Raw genomic sequence first — 13,691 nt, forward strand, 5'->3', positions numbered from 1 at the left:
AGGAGCCCTTACCATGGAAGCTCTCGTCCAACTGGGGATGGTCTCGGATCTCCCGAGCGACGCCCAGAATGATGAGAACCGCTCGACGGAGACGAAGGACTATTTTGTCCATCGTAACGGCGTGCGTTATGCGGGAACGCATCTGATCATCGATCTGTGGGGGGCGACGAATCTCGACGACCCCGACCATATCGACGCGGTGCTGCGCGAGGGTGCGCTGGCGACCGGCGCCACCATCCTGCACGGCCACTTCCACCACTTCTCTCCGAATGGTGGCGTGTCCGGCGTGCTGGTGCTGGCGGAGAGTCATGTGTCGATCCACACCTGGCCGGAGCGCGACTATGCCGCGCTCGACATCTTCGTCTGCGGCGAATGCGACCCCTACAAGGCGCTGCCGGCGCTGAAGAAGGGCTTCCTGGCGGAGCGCGTGCAGCTTGCCGAGCACAAGCGCGGCCTGATCGGCTGAACCCGGCCGACAGGCCGGTGGGATATGGGGCGGGCCGCAGGGTCCGCCCTTTTTTGCGCGCATGGGGTTGATGATGACGAACGAAACCTGGCTGAACGAGACGCTCTACGCCGAATGGGGCCAGCGCTTCCTGGTGAAGCGGGAACTGGCGCACGTGAAATCCGACTTCCAGGACATCCGCATCATCGAAAGCCATCTGCATGGCCGGGTGATGTTCCTGGACGGCGTGGTGCAGATCACCGAGGCGGATGAGTTCGTCTATCAGGAGATGCTGGCCCATGTGCCGCTGCTGGCGCATGGCGATGCGAAGCGCGTGCTCATCATCGGGGCCGGCGATGGCGGCGTGCTGCGGCGCGTGCTGCAGCATCGCACGGTCGACAAGGCGGTGATGGTGGAGATCGATGGCGAGGTGATCCGCCTGGCCAAGGAGCATCTGCCCGCGATCGGCGGCGATGCCTGGACCGACCCACGCGCCACCGTCATCGTGGGTGACGGCATCGACCATGTGCGCCAGGCCGCCCCCGGCAGCTACGACGTCATCATCGTCGACAGCACCGACCCGATCGGGGTGGGCGAGGTGCTGTTCACCGACGAGTTCTACGCCAATTGCTCCCGCATCCTGACGGAGCGCGGCCTTGTGGTGAACCAGTGCGGCGTGCCCTTCATGCAGGCGGAGGAACTGCGCGAAACCTCGCTGCGCCGCGCCAAGTTCTTCCCGGATGTCTTCGCCTATGTCGCCGCCGTGCCGACCTATGTCGGCGGCTTCATGACGCTGGGCTGGGCCGCGAAGGATGCCGGCTGCCGGCATGTGGATGTTGCGGAAATCCGCCGTCGCGCCGATGTGGCGGGGGTGCTGGACACCACCCGCTACTGGACGCCGGAAATCCATGTCGGCGCCTTCAACCTGCCGCCCTATATCGGCATGCACCTGCCGCGCGGGTAAGCGGCTTCAGGAGGCGAGGGGGGGCGCCACCCTCTCGCCCGGCTGCAGTCCGCGCAGGCGCGATTCGCAAAAGCGTTCGCTGAAGACGTCGCGCAGCGAGGAGGCGATGGCGTTGCGCGCCGTCTCGAACTCCTTCCGCGCCACGGCATCCGCCGGGTCGGCCAGCACGCGGGATTCGGCGCCGCGGATGCTGGCGATTTCCTCGTTCAGCCGCCTCGCCGAATCGCGGGGCAAAGCGCGGCCGGCGACATAGACGGCCTGGCTGATGCCGATCAGCGTCACAAGCTGGTCCGGCAGGGTGAAGTTCTCCAGGTCGCCGGTGCCGCTGACCACCAGGGCGACGGCGGCGAACAGGCTGAACAGCAGCGCCTGCACCCGCGTCACATCGATCTCGCCATCCGATTCCACCAGGTCGGTCCAGCGCGGCAGGCGCGGAGTCGGGTCCAGCACGCCGGTGCCGAACAGCCAGAGCCGGTTCGGCGTCTGCATGACGGAGCCTTCGGTCAGCCGCGCCAGGGTCGAGCCCGTCAGCGTCACGCCCAGCAGCGTCAGCACGGATTGCGACAGCTCGGGCAATTCCCCCGTGCGCCCCATGACATAGGCGTAGACGCCGGCGAGCACGAGGGTGAAGAGCAGCACCTGGAAGCGCGACAGGCTGCAATACCCAAAACTGTCCTGCGCGATGACGGTGGGGCGCAGCGCATAGCCGAAGGCGCTGGGCGCGCCGATGCCGAGCAGCCGGCGGCTGTGCTCATATTGCCGCGCATGGATGCGCGACGCCGCATAGGCCAGCGCCAGATAGGCGGCGAGGACGGTGAGCAGCCCCGCCGCCGTCGAAAGCCGCAGCGTGGAGACGAACATCGGCTGCCGCGCATAGACCCGCAGCTCCCGCCCATTGGCGCGCAGCAGGTTCACCTCGCCTTGGCTCGGATCCAGGCAGAGGAACAGCACCACCTGCCAGGAGGACGGCAGCCAGCCATTGTCGATGGTGGGGAACAGGGCGGAGACGGTGGTCTCGTCATCCGTGGGGGAGGGCGGCAGCACCGTGCCGCGCTGCAGGTGATGCCCCCGCAGATCGACCGGGGAGATGCCATCGGGATAGACCACCGCCTCGAAGAAGGCGTTGCGCCATTCGGCGGGCGTCAGCCAGTCCGGCCGCGCCACGGTGATCTCCAGCGTCGGCACCGCCTTGGAGGTCTGGCGCACCGGCCGCAGCGGCAGAGCGGGCGCGCTGACATTGAGGTGCCGTGCCACATCCTCCATCACCATGAAGCCGGAACCGACCCGCCAGGGTTCGTCGCGCGGCACCGGCGCGCTGCATTGAATGGCGCGGGAGGGTGCCTGCGCCGCGGCGGGCTGCGCCATCAGCGCCAGCAGCAGCATCGCGATGAAGCCGCGCAGCATGGCCATGTTCCCCGCAACCGTGGCGGGAGGGTGCGGCGCCGCGCACAATCGGCGCAACGACTATTCGGTTTCGCGGGTTTCAGCCCGAAACGAAACCCTGCACCAGGCTTCCGGCCACCAGCCGCCAACCATCGACCAGCACGAAGAAGGCCAGCTTGAAGGGCAGCGCCACAACCGTCGGCGGCAGCATCATCATGCCCAGCGACATCAGCAGGCTGGCGGCGACCAGGTCGATCACCAGGAAGGGCAGGAAGATCAGGAAGCCGATCTCGAAGGCGCGGCGCAACTCGCTGACCATGAAGGCCGGGGTCAGGGCGCGCCAGGGCGCCTCGGCGGCGGCGGTCATCGGCAGGTCCGCGAGGTCGAGGAACAGCGCCAGGTCGGCATCGCGCACCTGGGCGGCCATGAATTGACGAAAGGGTTCGGCGGCGGCCTGAAGCCCCTCGATCTCGCCGATCGTGCCGGCGGCCAGAGGCTGGATGCCCTGCTGCCAGGACTGTTGCAGCGCCGGCTCCATCACGAACAGGGTCAGGAACAGCGCCAGCCCGATCAAGACCGGGTTGGGCGGGATGGAGGGTGCGCCGATGGCGCTGCGCAGCAGGGCCAGCACGATGACGATGCGGGTGAAGGCCGTCATCATCACGATCAGCGAGGGGGCGAGGGAGAGCAGCCCGATCAGCGCGGTCAACTGCATCAGCCGCGCCGTGGTTCCGGCCTGGCCGCCGCCGAGATCCAGGTTGAGGCTCTGTCCGAGTGCCGCGCCAGGTAGCAGAAGCAGCAGGGCAAGGGCGGGAAGAAGGCGGCGGATCATCGCGGCGCGCCCTCATCCGGCAGCCAGCCCAGCACCACATCCTGCGCTCCGCCGGTCAACAGCAGCAGGCCGCGCCCGTCGCAGCGCAGCAGCACCACGCGGCGGCGGCCATCCAGCGCCAGGGTCTCCTCCAGCGCCAGGCGCTTGCCCGCGCGCGCTCCGAGGCCGGCGGCACGTGCGGCGCGGCCGGCCAGGATCAGCGCGGCCAGCACCGCGATCAGCGCGGCGCCGGCGGTCAGCCCAGCGGTGATGAGGCTTGCGGTCTCGGTCATCCTGTCCCCTCGCGCCCGCTTTTTGCCGGCGCGTCTCTCTCAATTCAGCAGATCGGGCAATTCAGCAGCTCAGGCGCGGGCGACCTCGGCGGTCAGGTCGTTCACCTGGTGCAGCAGCGCCTCCAGCGCCGGGCGCAGGCTGCGCGCCTCCGCCTCCCGCAGCGCCAGCACGGCGGCGCAGAGCGCGGTGGCGTCGCGATCCAGGCCTTCGAGGTCGACGCGGCGACCGCCCTCGACCAGGGCGCGGGCCATCATCACGGTGCCGCCCATCGATTCGATGGCGGCGCGGACAGCCTCGGTATGGGTGGCGGCGTAGTGCATGGGCTCATCTAGCCAGGGACGCGTTAAGACAGGCTGAACACCACCCCGCATAAACCCAGGGCAAGGCATGCGCGTGAGGCTGAAAGGCGCACCGCCCTCCGGTTGCAGATGGCAACGCTTCGTTCATGTCTCAGGGGCAGGATGGATGCATGGCGACTCTCCCCCTTTCCCCTGCCGGCCCCCAGGCGCGCGGCGCGCAGCCCGCCCAGCCGGGGCGCGGCGCCAATCCGCTCGATCTCGCATCGCGGCGGGTGAACTGGCTGGACCGGCGGCAGGCGGTGCTGGCGCAGAATATCGCCAATGCCGATACGCCGAATTACCGGCCGCACGACATGGTGCCCTTCGCACGGCACCTGGCGGCCGCCACGACGCCCGGCCTGGCCCGCACCGCGTCCACCCATCTGCAACCGATCCGCAGCGCCCATGGCCAGGCGCCGGAGGATCGCCGGGTGGACGAGGTGGCGCCGGACGGCAACGCCGTTTCCCTGGACCGGGAAGCGGTGCGCATGGCCGAGACCGATACGGCGCACGCCCTCGCCATGGCCGTGCATCGCAGCTTCATGGGCATGTTCCGCCTCGCGCTCGGCCGTCAGGGCTGAGCGGGGCGTCTGGAGGAGTTCAGGGGATGGATCTCGATCGGGCGCTGCGCATTTCCGCCGCCGGCATGACGGCGCAATCCACCCGCCTGCGGGTGGTGGCGGAGAATCTGGCGAACCGCGAAAGCACCGGCGAATCCGCCGGCGCCGACCCCTATCGCCGCCGCACCGTCACCTTCGCCAATCGCCTCGACCGGGCGATGGGGGCGGAGACGGTCAGCGTCTCCCGCATCGCCACCCAGCCGGGTGATTTCCCGACCCGCTTCGACCCGGCGCATCCGGCGGCGGATGCCAATGGCTACGTCAAGCTGCCGAACGTCGACACGCTGGTCGAGGTGATGGACATGCGGGAGGCACAGCGCAGCTACAGCGCCAACCTGACGGTGCTGGAGACCACGCGCGGCATGCTGACCCGCGCCATCGAGGCGCTGCGCTGATGGCGGTCGGCGCCGTCCGGGCTGCGGCCGCCTATGCCTCCGCCGGGGTTGGCGCGGGGCTCGGCACACAGATGATGGAGGGGGCGGGCGCCGATTTCGGCGCGGCGCTGACCCGGGCGATGGAAAATGGCGTGCAGATCGGCCGCAGCGCCGATGCCAGCGCGACCCAGGCGCTGATGGGCCAGGGCAGCGTCTCCGACGCCGTGCTCGCCATCTCCCGCGCCGAGCTTGCCTTGCAGACGGCGGTGACGCTGCGCGACCGGGTGGTGTCCGCCTATCAGGAAGTGATGCGTATGCCGATCTGAGGATCGGGGCGTGCCTGACCGGCGGGGCAGCAGGCCGCGCCGGAACCACGCGCAGGGCGCGTGACTGCTGGGCCAGGAGGGCCGGATGTCGGAACAGGCCATGGGCCAGGCGCTGCGTGAGGCGCTGTGGGTCTCCACCCAGGTGATGGGACCGCCGCTGCTCGCCGTGCTGGTGGTAGGCCTTGTCGTCTCCCTGATCCAGGCGCTGACCCAGATCCAGGAGGCGACGCTCGCCTTCGTGCCGAAGCTCATCATCGGCGGCGTGCTGATGCTGGTGCTCGGCCCCTTCACCACGACCGTCATGGTGGCCTGGACCGGCCGTCTGTTCGACCAGATGGTGGCGATCGGCGGCATGCCGTGAACGAGGCCGACCTCGCTTTGGTGCAGTCGCTGCCTGCACTCGCCTTCCAGGCGGTGCTGCTGTTCGCGCGGCTGGGCGCGGCGGTGATGCTGCTGCCGGGGCTGGGGGAGCAGGAGGTGCCGATGACGCTGCGCCTCGGCCTGGGCGTGGCGCTGCTGGCGCTGCTGTTTCCCCTGGTCGGCCCCGGCCTGCCGGCGGCGCCCGACGACCCCGCGGAAGCCGCGCGGCTGCTGGCGGTGGAGGTGGTGGTGGGGCTGTGGATCGGCGGGCTGGCGCGGCTGGCGATGACCGCCTTTGCCATGGCCGGCCAGGCGGTGTCCGCGCTGATCGGCCTCGGCGGGCTGCTGGTGGTGGACCCGGCGCTGGGGGCGCAGGCCACCGCGCTCGGCCGCGCCTTCGGGCTGCTGGCGGTGGTGCTGGTGCTGTCGCTCGGCCTGCATGGCATCGCGCTCTCGGCCCTGGTGCAGAGCTATGCCGTGCTGCCGGCCGGCGACCCGTTTCCGGCCGGGCCGGGGGCGGAGGCGCTGGCCCAGGCGGGCGCCGATTCCCTCTCCCTCGCACTCCGCCTGTCGGCGCCCTTCGTGATCGGCGCGGTGGTGCTGAACGTGGCGCTCGGCCTGCTGGCGCGCCTCGCACCGCAGGTGCAGACCTTCTTCGTCGCGGTGCCGGGGCAGATCCTGGCAGGGCTGGCGCTGCTCGGCCTGCTGGCGCCGCCGATGATCGCGAGCTTCGCCGAGGCGCTGCGCGCCAGCTTCCTCACTTTGCCCGGGCTGCGCTGAGCCATGGCCGAGGAAGCCAGCGAGGCCGGCGACAAGACAGAGGCCGCAACACCCCGGCGCCTGGACAAGGCGCGGGAGGATGGCCAGGTCGCCATGTCGCGGGAGGCGGTGGGCTGGTCGGCGCTGGCCTGCGCCACCCTGGCCGCGACGCTGGCCCTGCCGGTCAGCGGGATCGGCATGCTGCGGACGATGCGCGCCACGCTGGAAAACGGCCATGCGATCGCCATGGCGGAGACGGCGAAGAGCCTGTTCGGCCTCGGCCTGATGGCCGTACTGCCGGTGGCGGGCGCGGCGGCGCTGGGCGCGGTGGCGGCGACGCTGCTGCAGACCGGGGGGCTGGTCTCGGCCAAGTCCATGGTGCCGCGGCTCGACAAGATCAGCCCCTGGTCGGGGTTGAAGCGGATGGTGGCGCCAGAGGCGGGGATGGAATTCCTCCGCAACCTGCTGAAACTGGCGCTGGTCGGCGCGGCGCTGTGGCATGCGCTGGGCGACCTGCGGGAGATCCAGGCGGCGCTGCATGAACCGCCCGGGGCGCTGCCGGCCAGCGCCGGGGCGGCGGCTTTGCGGCTGATGATGGCGGCGCTGGTGGCCTTCGCCGGGATCGCGCTGCTGGACGTGATGTGGGTGCGCTACCGGCATTTCAGCAAGCTGCGCATGAGCAAGCAGGAATTGCGGGAGGAGGCGAAGGAATCCGAAGGCGACCCGACCATGAAGGCGCGCCGCCGTCAGATGCGCCAGGCCCAGGGACGCCGGCGCATGATGGCGGCGGTGCCGCGCGCCGCGGTGGTGATTACCAACCCCACGCACTACGCCGTCGCGCTGGCCTATGGCGGCGACAATGCGGCACCCAAGCTGGTGGCCAAGGGTGTCGACGCCGTGGCCGCACGCATTCGTGAAGCGGCGGAAAAGGCTGGTGTGCCACTGGTTGCCAATCCGCCACTGGCGCGGGCCTTGTGGCGGCTGGAGCTGGAGACCGAGATCCCGCCGGAGCACTATCAGGCGGTTGCAGAAATTATCGCCTATGTATGGCGTCGCAATGGCGTAAATTCCCGTCATGGTTGATAGTCTTGTCAACATGCCTCTACAGATTGCATATGCACCATACGAACGGTGCCGTCGCGCGCCGGGGCCGAGGAGAACGGCATGACCGAGACGCGACGCAAGTTACAGGCCATGCTGCGCCGGGCGCTGCATCCAGGGCCCGATCCGCTGTTGCAGGCGGTGCTGGAGGTTGCCGGCACAGGCCTTGCCGTGCTGGATGCGGAAGATCGGATCCTGGCCTGGAACAGTGACTTCGCCGGCCTGTGCGGACCGATGTTGCCGCCGCGGGAGGGCCTGGCGCTGCGCCAGCTTCTGGCGCCGGAAGGGCGGGATGAAGTGCTGGCGATGCTGGCCAGTGGCCAGCGCCGGCCGGTGATGCTGGCCGGTGGCGGTGCCCCGCCGCTGGAGGCTGATCGCCGACCATTGCCGGTGCCGGAGCGGCTTTCGGTGCTGCGGCTCAGCCGGGTGACGGCGCGCCCGCCGGAACAGCAGGCCGCCGCCGCGCGATTGCAGGCGGTGGGCGCCCTGGCGGGCGGCATCGCGCATGATTTCAACAACCTGCTGACCGCGATCGCCGGCAGCGCCGAAGCCGCCCTGGCCCGCGCGCCGGATGGCAATGCGGCGCCGGAGCTGCGCCAGGTGCTGGAAAGCGCCGGCCGTGGTGCCGCTTTGGTGCGCCAGCTTCTGGCCTTCGCCCGCCAACAGGCGCTGCGGCCCCGGGTGGTGGAGCTGAACGAGGCGGTGGCCTCGATGGGCGAGCTGCTGAAGCGCCTGCTCGGCAGCCGGGTAAAACTGGCCTTGCATCTGGAGGAACCGTCCCGCCGCGTGCGCATCGACCCGACTCAGCTCGACCAGGTCATCATGAACCTGGCGCTGAATGCGCGGGATGCGATGCCGGAGGGCGGCGCCATGCGCATCGCCACCGGCCATGCGGTGGTGCTGCGGCCGGAGCCGCTGGGCCATGAGGTCCTGCCCGCCGGGCGCTACGCGCTGCTGGAGGTTTCCGACAGCGGCGCCGGGATACCGGAGGAGGTGCTGCCCCGCATCTTCGACCCCTTCTTCACCACCCGGCGCGACCAGGGCGGCACCGGGCTTGGGCTGTCCACGGTGCATGGCATCGTCCGCCAGTCCGGCGGCTTCATCGCCGTGGACAGCAAGCGCGGGGAGGGGACCCGCTTCCGCATCTGGCTGCCGCGGCATGAGGGGCCGGCCGATCCGCCGGTGCCCACCGCCATGGTGGCGCCCCCCAGCGTCGCGCAGCCGCCCGCCTCGGCCCTGCCGGTGGCCAGCTATGGCAGCGTGCCGGTGCTGCTGGTGGAGGATGAGGTGCCGCTGCTGCGCCTGGCCGAACGCGCGCTGCGCCGCGCCGGCTTCGAGGTGATGAGCGCCGGCTGCGCGGAGGAAGCGCTGGAGATGCTGACGCGTGGCGCGCCGGCACCATTGGCCTTGGTCTCGGATGTGGTGATGCCGGGGATGGATGGGCTGGAACTGGCGGCCAAGCTGCGCGAACGCTGGCCGGATCTGCCGGTGCTGCTGGTCTCGGGCTACGCCGAGGCGGCGCTGGGCCGGGACCTGACCGCGGAGCGGATCCGGCTGCTGGCCAAGCCCTACAGCCTGGGTGCGCTGGTGGCCGAGTTGCGCGGGATTCTGCCGACGGGGGTGATGAAAGTTTCCTAAATGTTCTTGTCGGAGCGGCCGTTCCGCGCGATAGTCCGGTCATCAGGGAATTGACGGGTGGGTGGTAGACCTGCCTCAATTTCGCCCATAGGTTGATATCGGATTTCGGGAGATCGAGCCGGATGGACAAGACCAAGGCCCTGGACGCCGCGCTGAGCCAGATCGAACGCGCCTTCGGCAAGGGTTCGATCATGCGGATGGGCAACAAGGCCGCGACCGATGAGGTGGAGGTGATCTCCACCGGCTCGCTCGGGCTGGACCTGGCGCTGGGCATTGGCGGCGTGCCGAAGGGGCGGATCATCGAGGTCTATGGTCCGGAAAGCTCGGGCAAGACCACGCTGGCGCTGCACATGATCGCCGAGGCGCAGAAGAAGGGCGGCACCTGCGCCTTCATCGACGCCGAACACGCGCTCGACCCCGGCTATGCCAAGAAGCTGGGCGTGGATATCGAGAACCTGCTGATCAGCCAGCCGGATGCCGGTGAGCAGGCGCTGGAGATCTGCGACACGCTGGTGCGATCCGGCGCCATCGACGTGCTGGTGGTGGACAGCGTCGCCGCGCTGGTGCCGCGGGCCGAGCTGGAAGGCGAGATGGGCGACACCCATGTCGGCCTGCACGCCCGGCTGATGTCCCAGGCCTTGCGCAAGCTGACCGGCAGCGTCTCCCGCTCCAACACCCTGCTGGTGTTCCTGAACCAGATCCGCCTGAAGATCGGCGTGATGTTCGGCAATCCGGAGACCACCACGGGCGGCAATGCGCTGAAGTTCTACGCCTCCATCCGCCTGGAAATCCGCCGGATCGGCGCCATCAAGGACCGCGACACCACCACGGGCAACCAGACCCGGGTGAAGGTGGTGAAGAACAAGATGGCGCCGCCGTTCCGGCAGATCGAATTCGACATCATGTATGGCGAGGGCATCTCCAAGGTGGGTGAGCTGATCGACCTCGGCGTGAAGGCCGGCATCGTCGAGAAGTCGGGCGCCTGGTTCAGCTGCGACAGCCAGCGCATCGGCCAGGGGCGGGAGAATGCCAAGCAGTTCATGCGCGACAATCCCGCCATGGCCGAAAGCGTGGAAAAGCGAATCCGCGATCAGGCCGCCGGCCTCGCCAATGCCATGCTGGCGGGCGAGGGGGATGAGGCCGCTGCGGCGGAGTAGCGGGCGACCCGGGCCGGAAAAATCGGGTAGGTCGGCAACGTTTCCTTGACCGGCGGCGTTGCATGACAGACCCGTAACCCGATCCTGGAGGCTTCATGATTCGTCTGCCCCTCGCCACCCTGGCTTTTGGCGCGCTGCTCGCCAGTTCCCCCGTTTTGGCCCAGGCGCCGGCCCAGCCGTCACCCGGCCGCTGTGCCGGCCAGGTGGATATCAACCGCGCCATCGAGATCGCCCGCGGTGCCGGCGTCGTCCGCATCGACAAGGCGGAATGTGACGATGGTAAGTGGGAGGTGGAGGGCCGCGACGCCCAGGGCCGCAAGATCGAGGTGGATGTGGACCCCCGCGATGGCCGTGTCGTGAAGGTCGAGCGGGACTGATCGCATCCGGCGGGGCGGTAACCCACCGCCCCGCCTTCCGATTTGCCGCATTCTGCTCTAACGATCACGGCCCCTTGCGAGACATGCCGAGACCATGAGCAGCAGCAACGACATCCGCGCCACGTTCCTCGACTATTTCCGGCGCAACGGACACGAAGTGGTGGAAAGCTCCCCCCTCGTGCCGCGCAACGACCCGACGCTGATGTTCGCCAACAGCGGCATGGTCCAGTTCAAGAATGTCTTCACGGGCCAGGAAAAGCGTTCCTACCAGCGCGCGACCACGGCGCAGAAATGCGTGCGGGCCGGTGGCAAGCATAACGACCTGGACAATGTCGGCTATACCGCCCGACACCACACCTTCTTCGAGATGCTGGGCAATTTCAGCTTCGGCGACTACTTCAAGGAACAGGCGATCGAGCATGCCTGGACCCTGCTGACGCGCGATTTCGGCCTGCCCAAGGACAAGCTGCTGGTCACCGTCTATTCCGAGGACGAGGAAGCGCCGGTCTTCTGGAAGAAGGTGGCTGGCCTGCCGGATAGCCGCATCATCCGCATCCCGACCTCCGACAATTTCTGGCGCATGGGCGATACCGGCCCCTGCGGCCCCTGTTCCGAGATTTTCTTCGACCATGGCGACCACATCCCCGGCGGCCCGCCCGGCAGCCCGGAGGAGGATGGCGACCGGTTCATCGAGATCTGGAACCTGGTCTTCATGCAGTATGAGGAAGGCCCGCCCGGCACCCGCGTGCCGCTGCCACGCCCCTCGATCGACACCGGCATGGGGCTGGAGCGTTTCGCCGCCATTCTGCAGGGCAAGCACGACAATTACGACACGGACACGCTGCGCGCGCTGATCGTCGCGAGCGCCGAGGCGACCGGCCAGGATGCGGACGGCCCGTGGAAGACCAGCCATCGCGTGGTGGCGGACCATCTGCGCGCCGGCACCTTCCTGATGGCCGATGGCGTGCTGCCCTCGAACGAGGGCCGCGGCTATGTGCTGCGCCGCATCCTGCGCCGCGCCATGCGCCACGCCCATATGATGGGCGCGCGGGAGCCCCTGCTGCACCGCCTGGTGCCGGCGCTGACCCGCCAGATGGGCGCGGCCTATCCCGAGATTCTCCGGGCCGAGTCCCTGGTGGTGGAGACGCTGCGGCTGGAGGAGACGCGTTTCCGGTCCCTGCTGGAGCGCGGCCTCGGCCTGCTGGCGGAGGAATCGGGCAAGCTCGGCGACAAGGGCACCCTGCCGGGCGATGTCGCCTTCAAGCTGTATGACACCTACGGCTTCCCGCTCGACCTGACGCAGGACGCACTGCGCGGCGAGGGCAAGTCCGTGGACACGGAAGGCTTCGCGGCCGCCATGGCGGAGCAGAAGCAGCGCGCCCGCGCCGCCTGGGCCGGCTCCGGCGAGGCGGCGACCGAGACGCAGTGGTTCGACCTGAAGGAGAAGCTCGGCGGCACCGAATTCCTCGGCTACTCCACCGAGAGCGCGGAGGGCTCGATCCTCGCCATCCTGGTGGACGGCAAGCCGGTGGACAGCGCCGCGCCGGGCACTGAGGTCGCCGTGCTGCTGAACCAGACCCCTTTCTACGCAGAATCGGGCGGCCAGGTAGGCGATGCCGGGCTGATCTCGGCCGGCGAGGCTTGCCGCATCGTGGTGCGCGACACGCAGAAGAAGCTGGGCGAGCTTTTTGTCCATTACGGCGTGGTGGCGCATGGGGAGGCGAGGCTGGGCCTGCCGGTTTTGGCGGAAGTGGACCACGCCCGCCGCGGCACCATCCGCGCGCATCACTCCGCCACACACCTGCTGCATGAGGCGCTGCGCCGCCGTCTGGGCACGCATGTCTCGCAGAAGGGCTCGCTGAACGCGCCGGACCGCCTGCGCTTCGACGTCTCCCAGCCCACGCCGATGACGGATGAGGACCTCGCCTGGGTCGAGACCGAGGTGAATGCCCGCATCCGGGAAAACGCCGAGGTTGTGACCCGGCTGATGACGCCGGACCAGGCCGTGGCCGTCGGCGCCATGGCGCTGTTCGGGGAGAAGTATGGCGACGAGGTCCGTGTGGTCTCGATGGGCCACGACCCGCAGGCGGTGGAACGCCACGGCGTCTATTCGCTGGAACTCTGCGGCGGCACCCATGTGAAGCGCACCGGCGATATCGGGCTTTTTCGGATCGTCTCCGAGGGCGCCGTGGCCGCGGGCATTCGGCGCGTGGAGGCGGTGACCGGGGAGGCCGCCATGAAGCTGCTGGAGGAGCGCGACCGGCAGCTCAGCCAGGCCGCGGCCGTGCTGAAGGCCCGGCCCGCTGAACTGGCCGACCGCATCAGCAGCCTGCTGGAGGACCGGAAGAAGCTGGAGCGCGAGGTCTCCGACCTGCGCAAGAAGCTGGCCACCGGCGGCGCCGCGGCGGAGGTCGAGCAGATCGCCGGCCTGCGCGTGGCGCTGCGCGAGCTGGGTGAGATGCCGCCCAAGGATCTGAAGGGCGTGGTCGAGGCGATTCTCAACTCCGGCACCGCCGATGTGGTGGCCGTGGTCGCGACGGCCGAGGGCAAGGCCAGCGTCTTCGTCGGCATTGGCGAGGCGGCGAAGGGCAAGACGGACGCTGTGACCCTGGTGCGCGCCGCTTCCGCCGCCATCGGCGGCAAGGGCGGCGGCGGCAAGCCGGACATGGCCCAGGCCGGCGGGCCGGATGCGGCCAAGGCCGGCGAGGCGCTGGCGGCGGTCAGGGCGGCGCTCGGGGGGTGAG

At 69.4% G+C, this 13,691-nt stretch carries 16 protein-coding genes; 12 read left to right on the forward strand and 4 right to left on the reverse strand.

Annotated features, from left to right (window positions below; genetic code table 11):
• Positions 1-13 precede the first annotated feature (13 nt).
• Together speD and speE are read left to right on the forward strand one after the other, a co-directional pair.
• Complete coding sequence (gene speD, locus JJQ90_RS14850) at positions 14-466, forward strand: adenosylmethionine decarboxylase (RefSeq protein WP_216876699.1); 453 nt, start codon at positions 14-16, stop codon at positions 464-466.
• Between the two features lie 70 nt (positions 467-536).
• Entirely contained in the window at positions 537-1,409 is an 873-nt protein-coding gene (gene speE / locus JJQ90_RS14855) for a polyamine aminopropyltransferase (RefSeq protein ID WP_377098976.1), read from the forward strand.
• Positions 1,410-1,415: 6 nt separating this feature from the next.
• Here the strand turns inward: speE and JJQ90_RS14860 are convergent, their stop codons facing one another.
• The 4 genes from JJQ90_RS14860 to JJQ90_RS14875 form a co-directional block, all read right to left on the reverse strand.
• Positions 1,416-2,813 (reverse strand): hypothetical protein, encoded by a 1,398-nt coding sequence (locus JJQ90_RS14860; protein ID WP_216876702.1) that lies wholly within the window; start codon positions 2,811-2,813, stop codon positions 1,416-1,418.
• Positions 2,814-2,892: 79 nt separating this feature from the next.
• Complete coding sequence (gene fliP / locus JJQ90_RS14865) at positions 2,893-3,624, reverse strand: flagellar type III secretion system pore protein FliP (protein WP_216876704.1); 732 nt, start codon at positions 3,622-3,624, stop codon at positions 2,893-2,895.
• Positions 3,621-3,896 carry a flagellar biosynthetic protein FliO gene (locus JJQ90_RS14870; RefSeq protein WP_216876707.1) on the reverse strand — a complete coding sequence of 92 codons (276 nt, stop codon included), beginning with the start codon at positions 3,894-3,896 and terminating at the stop codon, positions 3,621-3,623. The genes fliP and JJQ90_RS14870 overlap by 4 nt, the downstream gene beginning before the upstream one ends.
• A 69-nt stretch (positions 3,897-3,965) precedes the next feature.
• Positions 3,966-4,217 (reverse strand): hypothetical protein, encoded by a 252-nt coding sequence (locus JJQ90_RS14875; protein ID WP_216876709.1) that lies wholly within the window; start codon positions 4,215-4,217, stop codon positions 3,966-3,968.
• Positions 4,218-4,366: 149 nt separating this feature from the next.
• Between JJQ90_RS14875 and JJQ90_RS14880 the strand changes: the two genes are divergently transcribed.
• The 10 genes from JJQ90_RS14880 to alaS all read left to right on the forward strand — a co-directional run bounded on the left by JJQ90_RS14880 (position 4,367) and on the right by alaS (position 13,690).
• Positions 4,367-4,816, forward strand: coding sequence for a flagellar basal body rod protein FlgB (locus JJQ90_RS14880; protein ID WP_216876712.1), 450 nt, complete (start codon positions 4,367-4,369; stop codon positions 4,814-4,816).
• A 26-nt stretch (positions 4,817-4,842) separates the two neighbouring features.
• The gene (flgC, locus tag JJQ90_RS14885) at positions 4,843-5,250 is read left to right on the forward strand and encodes a flagellar basal body rod protein FlgC (RefSeq protein WP_216876713.1); all 408 of its coding nucleotides are present in this window, start codon (positions 4,843-4,845) and stop codon (positions 5,248-5,250) included.
• Positions 5,250-5,555 (forward strand): flagellar hook-basal body complex protein FliE, encoded by a 306-nt coding sequence (locus tag JJQ90_RS14890; protein ID WP_216876715.1) that lies wholly within the window; start codon positions 5,250-5,252, stop codon positions 5,553-5,555. Before flgC ends, JJQ90_RS14890 begins: the two co-directional genes overlap by 1 nt.
• A gap of 85 nt (positions 5,556-5,640) precedes the next feature.
• Positions 5,641-5,916: a flagellar biosynthetic protein FliQ gene (locus tag JJQ90_RS14895; RefSeq protein WP_216876717.1), complete on the forward strand. Its 276-nt coding sequence runs from the start codon at positions 5,641-5,643 to the stop codon at positions 5,914-5,916.
• Positions 5,913-6,695 carry a flagellar biosynthetic protein FliR gene (locus JJQ90_RS14900; RefSeq protein WP_216876719.1) on the forward strand — a complete coding sequence of 261 codons (783 nt, stop codon included), beginning with the start codon at positions 5,913-5,915 and terminating at the stop codon, positions 6,693-6,695. The genes JJQ90_RS14895 and JJQ90_RS14900 overlap by 4 nt, the downstream gene beginning before the upstream one ends.
• Before the next feature lie 3 nt (positions 6,696-6,698).
• A complete protein-coding gene (locus tag JJQ90_RS14905) occupies positions 6,699-7,757 on the forward strand; it encodes an EscU/YscU/HrcU family type III secretion system export apparatus switch protein (protein ID WP_216876721.1) in 1,059 nt (352 codons plus the stop codon).
• An 81-nt stretch (positions 7,758-7,838) separates the two neighbouring features.
• Positions 7,839-9,413 carry a PAS domain-containing sensor histidine kinase gene (locus JJQ90_RS14910; protein ID WP_216876723.1) on the forward strand — a complete coding sequence of 525 codons (1,575 nt, stop codon included), beginning with the start codon at positions 7,839-7,841 and terminating at the stop codon, positions 9,411-9,413.
• Between the two features lie 122 nt (positions 9,414-9,535).
• Positions 9,536-10,570 (forward strand): recombinase RecA, encoded by a 1,035-nt coding sequence (gene recA / locus JJQ90_RS14915; protein ID WP_216876725.1) that lies wholly within the window; start codon positions 9,536-9,538, stop codon positions 10,568-10,570.
• Between the two features lie 95 nt (positions 10,571-10,665).
• On the forward strand, positions 10,666-10,947 hold the full coding sequence (locus tag JJQ90_RS14920) for a PepSY domain-containing protein (RefSeq protein WP_216876727.1): 282 nt from the start codon (positions 10,666-10,668) through the stop codon (positions 10,945-10,947).
• 94 nt (positions 10,948-11,041) lie between these two features.
• Entirely contained in the window at positions 11,042-13,690 is a 2,649-nt protein-coding gene (alaS, locus tag JJQ90_RS14925) for an alanine--tRNA ligase (protein ID WP_216876729.1), read from the forward strand.
• Position 13,691: the final 1 nt, after the last annotated feature.

It is taken from the genome of Falsiroseomonas oleicola (genome assembly GCF_019029495.1).
In the GTDB taxonomy this organism is placed as follows: domain Bacteria; phylum Pseudomonadota; class Alphaproteobacteria; order Acetobacterales; family Acetobacteraceae; genus Falsiroseomonas; species Falsiroseomonas oleicola.

Excerpts from the sequence above, each read along its gene's own strand:
- speD (WP_216876699.1), top strand. The coding sequence starts at position 14 with ATGGAAGCTCTCGTCCAACTGGGGATGGTCTCGGATCTCCCGAGCGAC.
- speE (WP_377098976.1), top strand. The coding sequence starts at position 537 with ATGATGACGAACGAAACCTGGCTGAACGAGACGCTCTACGCCGAATGG.
- JJQ90_RS14860 (WP_216876702.1), bottom strand. The coding sequence starts at position 2,813 with ATGCTGCGCGGCTTCATCGCGATGCTGCTGCTGGCGCTGATGGCGCAG.
- fliP (WP_216876704.1), bottom strand. The coding sequence starts at position 3,624 with ATGATCCGCCGCCTTCTTCCCGCCCTTGCCCTGCTGCTTCTGCTACCT.
- JJQ90_RS14870 (WP_216876707.1), bottom strand. The coding sequence starts at position 3,896 with ATGACCGAGACCGCAAGCCTCATCACCGCTGGGCTGACCGCCGGCGCC.
- JJQ90_RS14875 (WP_216876709.1), bottom strand. The coding sequence starts at position 4,217 with ATGCACTACGCCGCCACCCATACCGAGGCTGTCCGCGCCGCCATCGAA.
- JJQ90_RS14880 (WP_216876712.1), top strand. The coding sequence starts at position 4,367 with ATGGCGACTCTCCCCCTTTCCCCTGCCGGCCCCCAGGCGCGCGGCGCG.
- flgC (WP_216876713.1), top strand. The coding sequence starts at position 4,843 with ATGGATCTCGATCGGGCGCTGCGCATTTCCGCCGCCGGCATGACGGCG.
- JJQ90_RS14890 (WP_216876715.1), top strand. The coding sequence starts at position 5,250 with ATGGCGGTCGGCGCCGTCCGGGCTGCGGCCGCCTATGCCTCCGCCGGG.
- JJQ90_RS14895 (WP_216876717.1), top strand. The coding sequence starts at position 5,641 with ATGTCGGAACAGGCCATGGGCCAGGCGCTGCGTGAGGCGCTGTGGGTC.
- JJQ90_RS14905 (WP_216876721.1), top strand. The coding sequence starts at position 6,699 with ATGGCCGAGGAAGCCAGCGAGGCCGGCGACAAGACAGAGGCCGCAACA.
- JJQ90_RS14910 (WP_216876723.1), top strand. The coding sequence starts at position 7,839 with ATGACCGAGACGCGACGCAAGTTACAGGCCATGCTGCGCCGGGCGCTG.
- recA (WP_216876725.1), top strand. The coding sequence starts at position 9,536 with ATGGACAAGACCAAGGCCCTGGACGCCGCGCTGAGCCAGATCGAACGC.
- JJQ90_RS14920 (WP_216876727.1), top strand. The coding sequence starts at position 10,666 with ATGATTCGTCTGCCCCTCGCCACCCTGGCTTTTGGCGCGCTGCTCGCC.
- alaS (WP_216876729.1), top strand. The coding sequence starts at position 11,042 with ATGAGCAGCAGCAACGACATCCGCGCCACGTTCCTCGACTATTTCCGG.